Annotated in this window: 14 protein-coding genes and 1 tRNA gene; 8 read left to right on the top strand and 7 right to left on the bottom strand. The window is 57.0% G+C overall.

What is annotated here, in order from left to right; all coding sequences use genetic code 11:
• Positions 1 to 8 precede the first annotated feature (8 nt).
• Together aceF and aceE are read right to left on the bottom strand one after the other, a co-directional pair.
• Positions 9 to 1,334 (bottom strand): dihydrolipoyllysine-residue acetyltransferase, encoded by a 1,326-nt coding sequence (gene aceF, locus FNL37_RS10875; RefSeq protein ID WP_015829518.1) that lies wholly within the window; start codon positions 1,332 to 1,334, stop codon positions 9 to 11.
• A 19-nt stretch (positions 1,335 to 1,353) separates the two neighbouring features.
• On the bottom strand, positions 1,354 to 4,008 hold the full coding sequence (gene aceE / locus FNL37_RS10870) for a pyruvate dehydrogenase (acetyl-transferring), homodimeric type (protein WP_159356110.1): 2,655 nt from the start codon (positions 4,006 to 4,008) through the stop codon (positions 1,354 to 1,356).
• Positions 4,009 to 4,252: 244 nt separating this feature from the next.
• Here aceE and FNL37_RS10865 point away from each other — a divergent pair, with 244 nt between their 5' ends.
• Positions 4,253 to 5,716 carry a M17 family metallopeptidase gene (locus tag FNL37_RS10865; RefSeq protein WP_159356109.1) on the top strand — a complete coding sequence of 488 codons (1,464 nt, stop codon included), beginning with the start codon at positions 4,253 to 4,255 and terminating at the stop codon, positions 5,714 to 5,716.
• A gap of 40 nt (positions 5,717 to 5,756) precedes the next feature.
• Entirely contained in the window at positions 5,757 to 6,428 is a 672-nt protein-coding gene (locus tag FNL37_RS10860) for a Crp/Fnr family transcriptional regulator (RefSeq protein WP_159356108.1), read from the top strand.
• A gap of 9 nt (positions 6,429 to 6,437) precedes the next feature.
• Here the strand turns inward: FNL37_RS10860 and FNL37_RS10855 are convergent, their stop codons facing one another.
• The 5 genes from FNL37_RS10855 to FNL37_RS10835 form a co-directional block, all read right to left on the bottom strand.
• Complete coding sequence (locus tag FNL37_RS10855; RefSeq protein ID WP_159356107.1) at positions 6,438 to 8,144, bottom strand: potassium channel family protein; 1,707 nt, start codon at positions 8,142 to 8,144, stop codon at positions 6,438 to 6,440.
• Between the two features lie 28 nt (positions 8,145 to 8,172).
• Positions 8,173 to 8,547: a DUF6394 family protein gene (locus FNL37_RS10850; RefSeq protein WP_013441495.1), complete on the bottom strand. Its 375-nt coding sequence runs from the start codon at positions 8,545 to 8,547 to the stop codon at positions 8,173 to 8,175.
• Between the two features lie 51 nt (positions 8,548 to 8,598).
• Positions 8,599 to 9,609, bottom strand: coding sequence for a CYTH domain-containing protein (locus FNL37_RS10845; RefSeq protein ID WP_159356106.1), 1,011 nt, complete (start codon positions 9,607 to 9,609; stop codon positions 8,599 to 8,601).
• Positions 9,602 to 10,234, bottom strand: a complete 633-nt coding sequence (locus tag FNL37_RS10840; RefSeq protein ID WP_013441497.1) for a ParA family protein — start codon at positions 10,232 to 10,234, stop codon at positions 9,602 to 9,604. Before FNL37_RS10840 ends, FNL37_RS10845 begins: the two co-directional genes overlap by 8 nt.
• A 167-nt stretch (positions 10,235 to 10,401) precedes the next feature.
• Positions 10,402 to 10,854, bottom strand: a complete 453-nt coding sequence (locus FNL37_RS10835) for a SixA phosphatase family protein (RefSeq protein WP_013441498.1) — start codon at positions 10,852 to 10,854, stop codon at positions 10,402 to 10,404.
• Positions 10,855 to 10,934: 80 nt separating this feature from the next.
• Here FNL37_RS10835 and FNL37_RS10830 point away from each other — a divergent pair, with 80 nt between their 5' ends.
• From FNL37_RS10830 to FNL37_RS10805, 6 genes are all read left to right on the top strand, one after another.
• Positions 10,935 to 11,900 carry a hypothetical protein gene (locus FNL37_RS10830; protein WP_244948269.1) on the top strand — a complete coding sequence of 322 codons (966 nt, stop codon included), beginning with the start codon at positions 10,935 to 10,937 and terminating at the stop codon, positions 11,898 to 11,900.
• Positions 11,893 to 13,599 (top strand): single-stranded-DNA-specific exonuclease RecJ, encoded by a 1,707-nt coding sequence (recJ, locus tag FNL37_RS10825; protein WP_159356105.1) that lies wholly within the window; start codon positions 11,893 to 11,895, stop codon positions 13,597 to 13,599. The genes FNL37_RS10830 and recJ overlap by 8 nt, the downstream gene beginning before the upstream one ends.
• A 49-nt stretch (positions 13,600 to 13,648) precedes the next feature.
• Complete coding sequence (gene tpiA / locus FNL37_RS10820; protein ID WP_013441501.1) at positions 13,649 to 14,404, top strand: triose-phosphate isomerase; 756 nt, start codon at positions 13,649 to 13,651, stop codon at positions 14,402 to 14,404.
• Positions 14,405 to 14,454: 50 nt separating this feature from the next.
• Positions 14,455 to 14,805, top strand: coding sequence for a preprotein translocase subunit SecG (gene secG, locus FNL37_RS10815; RefSeq protein ID WP_159356104.1), 351 nt, complete (start codon positions 14,455 to 14,457; stop codon positions 14,803 to 14,805).
• Positions 14,806 to 14,834: 29 nt separating this feature from the next.
• Positions 14,835 to 14,919 (top strand) — tRNA-Leu (locus FNL37_RS10810).
• A gap of 55 nt (positions 14,920 to 14,974) precedes the next feature.
• Positions 14,975 to 15,331, top strand: coding sequence for an NADH-quinone oxidoreductase subunit A (locus FNL37_RS10805; RefSeq protein ID WP_015829529.1), 357 nt, complete (start codon positions 14,975 to 14,977; stop codon positions 15,329 to 15,331).
• The last annotated feature ends 116 nt before the right edge of the window (positions 15,332 to 15,447 follow it).

Raw genomic sequence — 15,447 nt, 5'->3', positions numbered from 1 at the left:
AAAACCCTTTACAGCAAGAGACGGCGAACGTCGGACAGCATCATGCGCAGGTGGCTGGTAAAGCGCGCACCATCGGCGCCATCGATCACGCGGTGGTCGTAAGACAATGACAACGGCAGGATCAGACGCGGCTCGAAGCCTTTGGTCTTGGGGTCATACACCGGCTGGAAGCTGGAACGTGACACGCCCAGGATCGCTACTTCAGGGCAATTGATGATGGGCGTGAACGCCGTGCCACCGATACCACCCAGGCTGGAAATCGTGAAGCAACCACCCTGCATTTCCTCGATCTTGAGTTTGCGCTCGCGAGCCTTGGCAGACAGGTCAGCCAGATCACGGGCAATATCCAGCACATCTTTCTGGTTCACATCACGGATGACGGGCACGACCAGGCCATCCGGCGTGTCGCAGGCAAAACCGATGTGGTAATACTGCTTGAGGATCAACTCGTCGCCAGCAGGAGATAGCGAGGAATTGAAGTTGGGGTAAGTGCGTAGGGCGTTGACCACGGCCTTCATCAGAAAGGCCAGCATGGTCAGCTTGACGCCGCGCTTGGCTGCTTCATCCTGCATGGACTTGCGGAAATCTTCCAGATCGGTGATGTCGGCTTCGTCGAATTGCGTGACGTGCGGTGCGGTCACCCAGTTGCGATGCAGGTTGGCACCTGACAGCTTCTTGATGCGCGACATCGGCTTTTGCTCAATGCTGCCGAACTGGCTGAAATCAATGACTGGCGCCTGTGAAACGGCAATGCCACCGGCGGCGCCACTGCTTTGCGGCTTGGCCAGCTGGGCTTTTACATAGGCTTGCACATCGCTTTGCAGGATGCGGTTTTTCGGGCCGCTGCCGCTGACCAGCGACAGGTTGACGCCGAGCTCGCGCGCAAACTTGCGGATGGATGGGCTGGCATGGGCCAGTTTGCCAGGCGCAGCCGCTGTGCTGGCGGCAACCGGATTAGGCGTGGCTTGCGGCTGGATCACCTTGGGTGGCTCAGCCACGGGACGGCTAGGCGCAGGCACGGCCTGCTCCTGTACCGAGGTCACCACGGGTGGTGCCGTTGGTGCTGGCGCAGGCTTGGCTGCGGTCGCCTGTTCCTCTGCGGCATCCAGCGTCAGGATCAATGTGCCCTGAGCAGCCTTGTCACCTACCTTGATGCTGACTTCCTTGACTACCCCGCCAAAGGGGGCGGGAATGTCCATGGAGGCCTTGTCGGATTCCAGGGTCACCAGCGAGTCATCCTTGGCGACGGTGTCGCCAGCTTTGACCAGCACTTCGATGACATCTACGCTATCAAAATTGCCGATATCGGGGACGAGTACTTCCTTGATTGCCATTTTCTAATCGTCTCCTGAATTAAAGAGTCACCGGGTTTGGACGGGTGATATCGATGTTGTATTTCTTGATCGCTTCCGCGGCCTTGGCTGCAGGCAGCTTGCCTTCGTCAGCCAGCGCCTTGAGGGCGGCCAGCACGACGTAGTAGCGGTCTACTTCGAAGAAACTGCGCAGTGCTTCACGCGAGTCCGAACGGCCGAAACCATCGGTACCCAGCACCACATAGCGCTGCGGGATGAAGTTGCGGATCTGGTCAGCAAACGAACGCATGTAGTCGGTGGAGGCGATCACCGGACCTTCGGCCTTGGACAGTTGCTGTGCCACATAGCTTTGCTTTTGTTTCTTTTCAGGATTCAGCAGATTCCAGCGCTCGACATCCAGGCCTTCGCGACGCAGCTCGGTAAAGCTGGTGACGCTCCAGATATCGGCAGAAACGCCCCAGTCTTTTTCCAGCAGTTCGCCAGCGGCAATTACTTCACGCAGAATCACGCCGCTGCCCATGAGTTGTACTTTAGGGCCCTTGGCTTTGGATTTGCTGAAGTTGTAGATGCCTTTGAGGATGCCTTCTTCAGAACCCTTGGGCATGGCCGGATGGCTGTAGTTTTCGTTCATCAGGGTGATGTAGTAGTACACATCTTCCTGATTTTGCACCATGCGGCGCAGGCCTTCCTGAATGATCACGGCCAGCTCGTAGGCAAAGGTCGGGTCATAGGAAATGCAATTCGGCACAGTGGCAGACATCAGATGGCTGTGGCCATCTTCGTGTTGCAGGCCTTCGCCATTCAGCGTGGTGCGGCCGGCAGTAGCGCCGAGCAGGAAGCCACGCGTACGGCTGTCGCCAGCGGCCCAGGCCAGGTCGCCAATACGCTGGAAACCGAACATGGAGTAGAAGATGTAGAACGGGATCATTTGCACGCCGGTCACGCTGTAGGACGTGCCCGCTGCAATCCAGGACGAGAATGAACCGGCTTCGTTGATGCCTTCTTCCAGAATCTGGCCGTCCTTGGATTCCTTGTAGAACATGACCTGGTCAGCATCCTGTGGCTCATACAGCTGGCCCAGGTGCGAGTAGATGCCCAGCTGGCGGAACATGCCTTCCATACCAAAGGTGCGGGCTTCATCCGGCACGATAGGTACCACGAATTTGCCCAGCGTCTTGTCACGCACCAGGGTGGAGAGAATGCGCACAAAGGCCATGGTGGTCGAGATTTCGCGCTCGCCGGTGGCACCCAGCATGTTTTCAAAGGCGGAAAGCTCGGGCACGGTCAGTTCGTTACCCTTGCGGCGGCGTGATGGCACAAAACCACCCATGGCTTCGCGACGCTGCTTCATGTACTGCATTTCCGGGCTGTCATCAGCCGGCTTGTAGAAGGACAGGTTTTCTACCTGTTCGTCGGTCAGCGGCAGATCAAAACGATCACGGAACGCCTTCAGCGAGGCAATATCCATGCTCTTCTGCTGGTGGGTCGTGTTGTGACCTTCACCAGCTTCGCCCATGCCGTAGCCCTTGACCGTCTTGGCCAGGATCACGGTAGGTTGGCCCTTGTGGTTCACTGCCGAGTGGTAGGCCGCGTACACCTTGTGTGGGTCATGACCACCGCGATTGAGGCGCCAGATGTCCTCATCGGACATGGCGGCGACCATTTCCTTCAGCTCGGGATACTTGCCGAAGAAATGTTCGCGGGTATAGGCGCCGCCCTTGGCCTTGAAGTTCTGGTATTCGCCGTCCACGGCTTCTTCCATGCGCTTCTTCAGCAGGCCGTCCTTGTCCATGGCCAGCAATGGATCCCAGTAGGAACCCCAGATCACCTTGAGCACATTCCAGCCGGAACCGCGGAAATCGGATTCCAGTTCCTGGATGATCTTGCCATTGCCGCGTACCGGACCGTCCAGACGTTGCAGGTTACAGTTGATGACGAAAATCAGGTTGTCGAGCTTTTCACGGGCGGCCAGCGAAATCGCACCCAGCGATTCCGGTTCGTCCATTTCACCGTCGCCGCAGAATACCCAGACCTTGCGATCGGAGGTATCGGCAATGCCGCGGTCATGCAGGTATTTCAGGAAGCGTGCGGTATAGATGCCTTGCAATGGTCCCAGGCCCATGGACACCGTGGGGAATTGCCAGAAATCAGGCATCAACCATGGGTGTGGGTAGGAAGACAGGCCATTGCCGCCGGTTTCCATACGGAAATTGGATAATTGTTCTTCATCGATGCGGCCTTCAAGGAAGGCGCGAGCATATACCCCAGGGGACGAGTGACCCTGGAACAGCACCAGATCGCCGCCGAAGTTATCGGAAGCGGCGCGGAAAAAGTGGTTGAACCCGGTGTCATACAGCGTGGCAGCAGACTGGAAGCTGGCAATGTGGCCGCCGACGCCAGGGGATTTTTCGTTGGCGCGCAATACCGTCATGATCGCGTTCCAGCGTACTAGTGCGCGGATCTTGCGCTCCATGGCGGTGTCGCCAGGATGCTTGGGCTGCAGGTGGGCTGGAATGGTGTTAACGTAGGCCGTGGTGGCATTGTACGGAAGGTATGCGCCTGAGCGTCTTGCCTTGTCTACCAGGGTTTCGAGCAAAAAGTGCGCGCGTTCTGATCCCTCGTTCTCAAGTACCGCATCGATGGCTTCCAGCCACTCGTGGGTTTCTTGAGGGTCAATATCGGGGGTTAATGCCATGTGAGAAGTCTCCGGGAAACTTTTGTCTATGCTGTAGGTATAATCAGCCAAGGACTTATTGTTGTGCTTGAACTGAAGCTTGAGTGCCGAGGCAGTTTTTGACTGACTGACTTAAGGCGATATATTGGCTTTTTTGACTATTTTGGTCAAGTTAAGCATCTCCAGTAGATTTAAAACTTCTGCTGCTAAGTGCCCGCAAAATCTGAAAAATTTGTAACAAACTGTATACATTCCAAGAGGGTTTATGGCCATCCAATTAAAGCAAAATGCGGCATATGCTGATGCCAGCCAGCTTAACAACGCGACGCATATCCTGTTTGTACTCCCCGCCAAGCGGCCGCAGGATCTCCCTCATGCATCGGTGCTGGATGCCAGAATGAAGCGGCAGCGCAGTCTATATGCTGAGCTTGCCAAGTCCCCCTTGACCGCCGACTTGCCTGAAGGCGCCAGGGCAAGTTGGGTCGTGCTTGAGCAAAAGCAATCTGTGTTCCAGCGTCACACCTTGCTGCGCAAAGCGGTCAAGCCGCTGCTGGATGAGTCGCCAGCGCAATTGGTGATTGCAGTATATGGTGACGCGGAAGAGGCCGCGCAGGCAGCTGCAGAGGCGCTGTATGTCACTGAGGTGAATGCAGCGGTGCTGCCCACCCGCAAATCCAAATCAAAAAAACATGCGCTCAAGACGATTCAGCTCTATGGACACAAGCGTGCCGACGGCTTTGCGGCGGTGCGTGCGCGTGCCCAGGGCAATATTCTGGTGCGCCAGCTCACCGTGTTGCCACCGAATGAACTGACGCCCGCCCTCTATCGGGACCGTATCGCCGAGTTGGCAGCCAAGCATGGCTGGGACCATGAGAGCTTTGACATGAAGAAGCTCGGCAAAATGGGCGCCGGGGCATTTGTGGCCGTGGGCCAGGGTTCAGACCCGCAAGACGCCGCGATTGTGCATCTGCGCTATAAACCCAAGCATGCCAAAAAGCGCATCTCACTGGTGGGCAAGGGCATCTGTTTTGATACTGGTGGCCATAACCTCAAGCCTGCCCGCTACATGAATGGCATGCATGAGGACATGAACGGCTCCGCTGTGGTGCTGGGTACGCTGCTTGCCGCTACCGAGGCCGGCTTGCCTGTGGAAATTGATGCCTGGCTTGCCATTGCGCAGAACCACATCGGCCCACGGGCCTATAAACAGAATGACGTCATTACCGCGCTCAACGGTACCACCATCGAGATTGTGCATACCGATGCCGAAGGCCGCATGGTGCTGGCGGACACGCTTACGTTGGCTTCACGCCAGAAGCCGGACCTGATGATCGACTTTGCCACGCTGACCGGCAGCATGGTGACGGCGGTGGGCAATCGCTACAGCGGTGTGCTGGGCAACCGCCCCGACATGCTGTGCCATGCGGTGGCGGCGGGTAACGAGGCGGGCGAGCGTGTGTGTGCATTCCCGTTCGATGCGGATTATGAGGAAGAGCTGGATAGTGATATTGCCGATATCAAGCAATGCACGCTGGATTCGGATGCCGACCATATCATTGCGGCGCGTTTCCTTTCGCGTTTTATCGAGGGCGATATTCCCTGGATGCATGTCGACCTCGCTGCCGTGAACCGCAAGGGCGGGCTGGGTGCTGTGGCTACCGATACCACCGGTTTCGGGGTCGGGTTTGCGCTGAATGTGATAGCGGCGTTTATGGCGACCAAGGCATGAGTGCCGGCTACAGGCATCACTAGATAGGACGCGGGCAGCCATGGCTCACATCAAACCCATTACGGATCTGGACTGGTTGGTGCAATTCCCCGCGCTGATGGCATTGGAGCCCGAGGCGCGGAGCTTGCTGCTGAAGCATGCGCGCGTGGTCGAAGCCCCGGCCGGCACCATAGGCTATGAAGAGGGCACCCCTTGCCACGCTTATGTGCTGAGATTGGCGGGGCAATCGCGCGTGTTCAAACTTTCCAGCAGCGGCCGGGAGATTTTGCTGTACCGCGTGACGGGTGGCGAAACCTGCGTGCTGACGACCACCTGTCTGTTGGGTTCCAGCGACTATCCCGCATCCACCATCGTGGAGGAGCCGATACGCGATATCCTGGTGCCGGCCGCTGCCTTTCACGAAATGATGCTGGAGTCACGCGTGTTCCGCCGCTTTGTCATGGAAAACTATGGCGCCCTGATCAGTGACCTGATTGTGCTGCTGGATGAAGTGGCTTTCCATAGTCTGGACGCCAGGCTTGCCAAACTGCTGCTGGAGGAGCCGGGTGACCAGGTTCGCCGCACTCATCAGCAGCTTGCGGATGAACTGGGCACGGCACGTGAAGTGGTGAGCCGCCAGCTCAAGCGCTTCGAGCAAAAAGGCTGGCTGGCGCTGGGGCGTGGCAAACTGGAATTGCTGGATCGGGCTGCGCTGGAGCGCATGATTCATTAGCCGGATTTTTTATACGGAAGCGTTGTGTGCGGATTTGCGCCGTTTGATCTGCCGCCACAGCCAGCTATCCGCCAGCTGCTGGTCATGCAGCATGTAGCGCATGGTTTTGAAATCTGCCAGCGCGTAAGTCGTGGTGCTCTTGGCGTTGTCATGGCCGCAAAACAGGATACGGTCACCGCGTTCAAGCGGGGTAGTGGCTTCTGGCAGCAGTAGCGGCTGATGGTTGCGTAATATCATCAAGGGCACAATCGGCAGACTGGTTTCGCGATGATGCGGATTGCGCAGGATGTCCGCCAGCGTAATCGGTTCATGCGCCAGCATGTGGAACAGGGCGGGCGTGTTTTCCTGCGTAATGCTGATGGCCCAGGTTTCCGGCACATTTTCGCCCACGGTTTCCACCAGGCGCTGTATCAGGCTGTTGGCCCAGACATTGGTTTGCAGCCGGACCAGGCTGAGGAATTGCGCCAGCAGCGGTGAAATCATGTTGGCCAGGCATTCATGCGCAATGATGTCGCTGGGTTCCATGGTGATGTCGGCCTTGAAGTGCTCAAACAGCGCGGCGTTGAAGCGCTTGTTCTTGCGCAATACCACAAACAGATCCGGGTTCATCTCCCGCGCGGTCATCACGATAGACAGGTTGTTGATGTCGTCATTGGTGCCCGCCACGATACCCACCGCTTCATGCACCCCCGCCTGTTGCAGCGTCTCCTTCTCGGTGCCATTGCCCACGATACATTCCTTGCAGCCAGTGCGCTCCGGGTCGGCCTCAATGATGGTGGTAACTATGTGCTCCAGCTCCAGATTCTGCACGACCGAACGGCCAAAGCGGCCATAGCCGCAAACGATCCATTTGCCGATGGGCGGGCAGATCGGCGATTTCAGGCTTTCCCCAGGCACGCCGGTCAACCATTCATGCAGCAGGTAAGTGCCAATGGCATGCACTTCCATCGCCAGATGATCGCCAAAAATCGTGTAGGGATTGATGATGTGGTCAGTGCCAAACGAGGCCATGTTGGACGCCGTCTGTTCGGTTTCGGCGCGCCCCAGTACGCGTAGCTCCGGGCTGATCAGCTTCACTGCCACGGCAATGGCGAGATTGGCATGATCGTCATTGGTGAGCGCGGCAACGCCCTGACACATCGGGTTTTTCAGCCCGGCACGCAGCAGGGTTTCGGGCAGCTTGGCGTCGGCACACAGGTTGGGGATATCAAACTGGTAATCTTCCAGCTCCAGCTCATTGATGCGTTCCTGCTCCAGCTCGATCACCACCACGCGCACTTCGTTCTTGTCCAGTGCCCGCACCAGCAGGCTGCCGGTTTCGCCATAGCCGCAGACGATATAAAACGGTTCCATCAGATGGTTGACCTCACGCGCAAAGCGCGAGGTGGTAAAGGCCTGGCGCAAGCCTGGGTCCTGAAACAGGGTAATGATCTTACCGATGGCATAAAACCAGGGTATCACCGTGAGGTAAATCGAAAACGACATCCACATGCGTTGTGCCGTGGAGTAAGGGTAAGGCACTTCGCCAAAGCCTATGGTGGTGGCGGTATAGCTGATGACGTAAAACGCTTCAAAAATGCTGAGCCGCCATGGGTGACCATCCGGGTCTACCCCGGGCACGAGCGACATGCCGGCGACCGCGATGGTGTAGCTGACAATAACCGCGATGATAGGCAGGCGCATGCGCCTGAGAATCAGAAACAGGATGTTGTTCACGGCGTGGCGGCTTTGTGCTTGCCTTGGCCTAGCGCTTGATCTGGATGGTTTCTGCAATCAGCAGAACCACGGAGGTGATGTTGGCAAGCAGTGCGCCGCCCGAGAGCGAGACCACACTGACGATAACGCTGGGGTCATCACCCTGCGTGCCTGCTGCTGCCCAAAGGATAGCCGCGGCAATCAGTTGCAGATCCGCGACCAGGCTGGTGGCCAGGTGAATGGCCCCAATATGCGTGCGGTCGCCGAACTTGAGCACGGTGGCAATCAGATTCACCACAATCGCGACATACAGCTCATAGGCGTGGTGATGGTGCGGGTTATCAATGTCGCCGATAAAAAAGCCGAAATTCAGCGTCAATGCCAACAGGATAAAAAAACCGAAAATGACTTTCTCGAGATTCATGGTATTCCCTTGTGCTGATGAGGCTAAAAGCGGTTACCCATTATGCAGAGCTTACCGGGGCTGGACAAGCGTTGCCTGGGCCAGCAGCCAGGCGCCGGTTTGCAGCAGCAGGCGCTGGCAACGCTGGCTATGCAACAGCGTGTGGATGTGATGCGCTGCTGCTTGGTCATCCGGCTGCGTGGCATGGGCCGTATCGTGCAGCCAGTGGTATTCGGTCAGCAATGCAGCAGGCGTGGATTTGAAGAGCTGCAGTGCGCTTAGCAGGTATTGCAAGGTGCTACGGATCTCGGCGATGGCATGCTGCTGGAGTTGAGTGTCGTCTGCTTCCAGCAAGGCTTGCTTGCTTTGCACTTGATGCACGCATGCCCACACCAGCTTGGTCAGCGCCGCTTTATCGAGAGCTTGCGGCAATGCAGCCAGCGCCAGGGTGGAAAGCGATGGCGGCAGCGTGCGGTAATGTCCATAGCCGCGCTGTGCCTTGCTGATGTTTTCGATGGTGAGCGGAATATCTGCCTGCAAAGCCAGCGCCAGCGAAAATACCTGTGCGGCATCGCCACTTTTCAGTTCGATCTCGACTTCGCTGATGGTTTCGCGAATATGGCTGCCCACTTGCAGCTCGCCCAGATCAAGAGCCACTTCCAGCGCCGTGCCGTCAGGCATGCGCAGTTGCCATTCGGTGCGTGCTACATCGGTCACGAACAGGGGCTGCAAGGCATCGCGCAATTGCCGGTCGGCAAATATGGCAGCCAGCCCGGGTTCGGTGATTTTGCTGAAATCAGGCTCGCTGCCGCTGATAATGTCTTCCCACTCCATGCGCTGGTGGAGGCCGGCGACGGAGGAGCCCGCGGCTTTTACCGCCTGAAACCAGCCGCCGGACATGCTGCGCACGCGCAGGCTGATCTCGGCATCCAGCAAACGCAGGTCGGGGGTGTCGAAGTACGTGCTGATGAGCTGGCGCGTAAGCGGGCCATGCTCCAGCCCATGCGTCAGTGCTGGGTGATTGAACAGGCGCGTTGTGTCAGCCGCGTCTATGCGCAGCTTCAGTTCTATTTCATTAGGCATTGCGGTCTGCGTTCACCAGCCAGTGCAGCAACGGGGCCCATTGCTGCAAATCACGAGCGACCTGCGATGGGCGAATGTCAAACAGGCTGGCGCCTTGCTCGGCCACCAGGGCATAAATCTGCGCATCCCGCAGGTTGCCCATGACGGGGAAGCCGCTTTTATCCAGATAGCGCTGCAAATTCGCTGCCGAACGGGTACGGCTGTCGATGCGCATGCCGACGACGGCGACAAAGGTACGCTCTTTGCGCACGGCTTTTTCTTCGCGCAGGGTTTCAAGAAATTCCTGGCTGGCGCCAATATCAAAGGCCGAGGGCTGGATGGGCACAATCACCCAGTCGGCTGTTTTTACAGCATCGGTCAGCTTGTCGCCGCGCAGTCCGGCGGGGGAGTCGATGATGGTCCAGTCTGCACTCAGGCTGTCTGCGTGTCTGCCGCGACCATCCATGCCATGAATCAAGGGTAATTGACTCGGTCTGCGCTCCAGCCATTGCAGGGAAGATTGCTGCCTGTCCATGTCCGACAGCACGACATGGCGTCCACGGCTGGCAAAGTACCCGGCAAGATTGGTGGCCAGTGTGGTTTTGCCGCTGCCTCCCTTGGGGTTGGCGATCAGTACGGTTCTCAAATTCAGTCTTCCTTGTTTGCCGGCCTGTTGTGCCAGCCGGTGGCTGACCACGTTATTCCGCGCGGCATTTCTTCTTGTGTCTGTTTATGCTTGGGCGCTTGATTTTGCATGCTGAGCGTTATGGGATGCAACCAACAGGCTTGCGATATATCTCCAGGTAACGCGTTTTATAGATGATCCGGCGAGATAACCGCACGCAAAATGGTCTGGTCTTCATGGGCGCGCTGGCGATTGCTCAGCCACCAGATATTGCCTTTCTTGACGCACCAGTACTGAATTTTTCCGCTCATGGCCAGCGCAGCCGCCATACCAAGCGAGGGTTGATGCCCGACAACCAGCACTGAGCCCTGAGCCTTGGGCCAGCCGGCGGCTTGCAATACATCATGCGGAGCGGCGCCGGGGGCGAGGGCGTCGACTGTCGTGAAATCCATCCCCAGTGCCAGCGCAGTTTGCTGGGTGCGCGTGGCCGGGCTCACGATAATGCGAGTAGCGGGGGGCAAGTGCTGGCGTAACCATTCGCCCATGACAGCGGCCTGCTTTTTACCATTGGCCGTGAGTGCGCGAGTGATGTCAGGTGAGGTGTCGTCTGCTTCGGCATGACGCCATAAAATGAGATCCATATAGCGTATCATTCTGTTAAGTTGAATATATCTTAGCGCCTGCACGGCGTATAACAAAGTGACATCTAAGTGAACCTGAAGTGAATCTCCAGATTTTCCTGAAAACACCGCACACATTAATGACCATGAGTCCCGCCGTGGCGGCGACCTTTGAGCGTTTGCTGGCGGTAGGTCGACGCGAATTCCTGACGACGACCATTGATGAGATATTGTGCAGCAGCGCGGGTCTTGCCAGGCAGCAAGACTGGCCGCTGGCGTCATTGGCGGCGCTGGCTGACGGCCTTTCATTGTCGACCGAGTATGTGTTTTTTGCCCAGCCTGTGCATCTGCAACTGCAGCGCGACTCTTTTACGATTGCCGGGCCTGAGGCCTTGTCGCTGCAAAAAGCAGAGGCGGATAGCTTGCTGACTTTATTGAATGAGCATTTTGCGGAGCAGGGACTTAAGTTTGCACAGAGCCCGCATTGCGCTGATCGCTGGTATTTGCAGGTGCAAGCGCCGTCGCATATTCAAACAACCCCGGTCGATGTGGCAATGGGGCGCGATATTCGCGGCCTGTTGCCGCATGGGCAGGATGCGGCTTTCTGGAATGCTGTTTTGAATGAAGTGCAGATGTTGCTGTTCGAGCATCCGCTAAATCAGGCGCGCGAGGCGCAGGGCGCATTGCCGGTAAGCGGCCTGTGGGTCTATGGCGGCGGCGTCTTGCCAGCGAAATCCCCCCGGGTATTGCCGCTGCTTTTTGCTGAGGATGCCGTGGCGCGTGGTCTGGCTACCCTGCAGGCAGGCGAATGCCATGCGGTGCCGCAGGATATTCGCGAATTGCTACGGCATGAAGCGACGCAGGCCTGGCTGGTTCCGGTTGAGTCGGCAGCCGCGGTGGTGAATGGATTGCCCATGCTATGGCAGGCGCTACGTCGCGGGGGGCTAAGTCAGCTGGAATTGAATATTGCTTTGGGAGATCGGGTATTGCAGTGTCGCGTGAACAAATGGGATACCTATCAATTCTGGCGTAAATCCAGACCGTGGACGGAGGTGCTTGGTGGTTAATATTGTAAGACGCGAGCCTGACGAGGCTGCTGCTGCCACGCTGGCAGCCAGTGGCTTGTCGCCATTGCTGGCGCAGCTGCTGGCGGCGCGCGGAGTTAAAACGCCAGTGCAGCTTGAAGCCTCGCTCGCCGGGCTGATTCCTCCTGATCGTCTGACCAATAACACCCGCATGGCGGCTTTGCTGGCAGATGCGATTGTCGCAAAGCGCTCTCTGCTGGTCGTCGGCGATTATGATGCAGACGGGGCAACCGCCACCGCCGTGATGGTGCGCGGCTTGCGCATGCTGGGCGCGGTAGTGGATTTTCTGGTGCCTAATCGCTTTGAGTATGGCTACGGCCTGACGCCGGAAATTGTAGAGCTTGCTGCCCAGTCCAAGCCGGATTTCATCATCACCGTGGATAATGGCATTGCCAGCGTCGATGGGGTGGCGCGTGCTAATGCCCTGGGCATGTCCGTGCTGGTGACGGATCACCATTTGCCCGGCGACCATGTGCCGGCAGCCGCCTGCATTGTGAATCCCAATCAGCATGGCTGCGATTTCCCCAGCAAGCATCTTGCTGGCGTGGGCGTGGCGTTTTATGTGATGCTGGCTTTGCGTGCCGAGATGCGGGCGAGAGGCTTGTTTGAGGGCAAGGCTGAGCCGAATCTGACCAGCCTGCTCGACTTGGTGGCCTTGGGAACGGTGGCTGACCTGGTCAAACTGGATGACAACAACCGCATTCTGGTTGAGCAGGGGCTGCGGCGTATTCGTGCCGGCCAGTGCAGTCCGGGTATTTTATGGCTGATGCGGCTGGCTGGCCGCGAGCCCGCCACCAGTTGCGCGCAGGATCTGGGGTTCAGCGTGGGGCCAAGGCTGAATGCGGCAGGGCGCCTGGATGACATGACGCTGGGCATCAGCTGTCTTCTGGCGGAGGATGAGCCATCGGCCCATGCCATGGCCCAGCAGTTGCATGCCCTCAACCATGAACGTCGCAGCATAGAGGCGGATATGCAGGAAAGTGCGCTGGCTGAGCTGGATGGCCTGGATGCGGAAGGCCGCTACAGCCTGAGTTTGTATCAGCCGGACTGGCATCAGGGGGTAATAGGCATTCTGGCATCGCGCATCAAGGAGCGTTACCACCGTCCGGTGATTGCATTTGCCCAGGCAGGCGATGGGGTGCTCAAAGGTTCGGGGCGCTCTATACCCGGGTTGCATCTGCGCGACGCGCTGGATCTGCTGTCCAAGCGCGAACCTGATCTGATACTCAAGTTTGGCGGACATGCCATGGCGGCCGGATTGAGTATTCGCGAAGAGGATATGGAGCGTTTCCGGCTGGGTTTTGAGTCGGTGGTGACAGGGTTGCTGACCCCGGCTGATCTGGAGTCGATTATTGAAGTCGACGGCGCGCTGACGCTGGATGACATGCACTGGGATGTAGCGGTGGCGCTGCAGCGCCAGGTGTGGGGGCAGGGATTTCCTCCCCCGATGTTTTGCGACGATTTTGAGGTGGTGGCGCAACGGATTGTCGGTGGCAAGCATCTCAAGCTCACTTTGTCGACCCGAGGACGCGCCGTGGATGCGATATTTTTCCGGCAGGAAGAGTTTTTGCCGCAGTATGTCACGGCGGTGTATGAATTGCAGACCAATGCCTTTAACGGCGCCCGCAACGTACAGTTGCTGATCAAGCACTGGCAGCCTGTGGCGGCGCAGTCAAATTGACTGCCGAGCAGGCTGCACGGTACCATTCGGAAAATTTTTAGGTATTCATATGCGTCGTAAGCTGGTGGTCGCTAATTGGAAAATGCATGGCGACCTTGCGCAAAACAAGGTGCTGTTTGATGCATTCAGGCAGCGGCTTGATCATTTGACCTCGGCCGATTTTGCCGTCTGCGTGCCATACCCTTATCTGTTTCAGGCGCAGCAGGAGCTGCAGGGCAGCCATATTGCCTGGGGCGCACAGAATGTTGCCAAGCATGAAGTCGGAGCATACACCGGAGAAGTCAGTGCGCGCATGCTCAAGGACTTTGGTGCCAGTTATGTGATTGTGGGGCACTCCGAGCGCAGTACCGCCTATTGCGAAAGCGACGAGAATATTGCCGCCAAATTTGTGGTGGCGCGCAAATCGGGCATCACGCCTGTGCTTTGCCTGGGAGAAACCCTGGCCGAGCGCGAGTCCGGCCTGTGCCATCAAGTGATTGCCAGCCAGATTGATGCCGTGCTGAAGACGGTGGGGGCTGGCGTGTTTGCACATGCGGTTGTTTCCTATGAACCGGTATGGGCCATCGGCACGGGTTTATCTGCAACACCGGAACAGGCGCAGCAGGTACATGCGTTTATCCGTGATAGAATCGCCGCGCTGGATGTGCATGCGGCAGAAACCGTAAGAATTCTGTATGGGGGTAGCGTAAATCCCCTAAATGCGTCACAATTATTCGTTATGCCGGATATAGACGGCGGTTTGATTGGCAGATGTTCATTGAATGCCAACGATTTTGAGGAAATTTGTCGCGCTGCTTGTCAGTAGATTTGATAAAATCAAACTAAAGCTGACTTAAGCAGTGGATTTGAGAGAACATGGAAACTTTAGTATCAATTGCGCACGTATTGGCTGCACTCGGTGTTATCGGATTGGTATTGCTTCAGCACGGCAAGGGTGCTGATATGGGTGCCGCTTTTGGTAGTGGTGCTTCAGGCAGCCTGTTCGGTGTTAGCGGATCCTCCAACTTCATGAGTCGTGCCACCGCTGTTTTTGTGGCCATCTTCTTTGCTACCAGCTTGACCCTGGCTTACATGTCCAGCCACCGCACCCAAGGTTCAAGCGTCGTCAAGCTCCCAACGAATTCTGTTGTTGCACCTGGCAAGGCAAGCGAAAGCGCGCCAGCCAAACCTGCTGAATCCTCACCAGCAAAGGATGTGCCGCAGTAATAGTTGTATTGGCTTTAGCAGCCAGACTTGCCGTCGTGGTGGAATTGGTAGACACGCTATCTTGAGGGGGTAGTGTCGAAAGACGTATGAGTTCGAGTCTCATCGACGGCACCAATAATTAAAATACTCAATCACAATTAGGTGCATTGAGTTAAATTGGGGCGTGAACATGCTGGAAAACTACTTTCCTATATTACTGTTCATCATCGTCGGTTTAGCCGTCGGTATAGCCCCTATTGTCCTTGGCAAAGTGGTGGCCCCCAGCCGCCCTGACGCCGAAAAAAATTCTCCCTATGAATGCGGCTTCGAAGCTTTCGAAGACGCTCGCATGAAATTCGACGTACGTTATTACCTCGTCGCTATCCTCTTTATCCTGTTCGATCTTGAAATCGCTTTCCTCTTTCCCTGGGCCGTTGTGCTGCAGGAAATTGGTCTTTTCGGTTTTATTGCCATGCTGGTTTTCCTGGGAATTCTGGTGGTGGGTTTCGTCTACGAATGGATGAAGGGGGCGCTCGAGTGGGAATAAACCTCAATCGCTGTCCTGGTAATGTGCCATTGGCGGCGCATGTTCAGTCCGCTGCCTTGCTATCCATTACGCATATTGTTATCGCTCTGCTACCTGCTTTATGGCAAGTAGATGCC

This window comes from Methylovorus glucosotrophus (assembly GCF_009858335.1).
GTDB lineage: Bacteria > Pseudomonadota > Gammaproteobacteria > Burkholderiales > Methylophilaceae > Methylovorus > Methylovorus glucosotrophus.
Note: the sequence above shows the minus strand (reverse complement) of the source record. Positions and strands in the feature narration are given on the sequence as shown.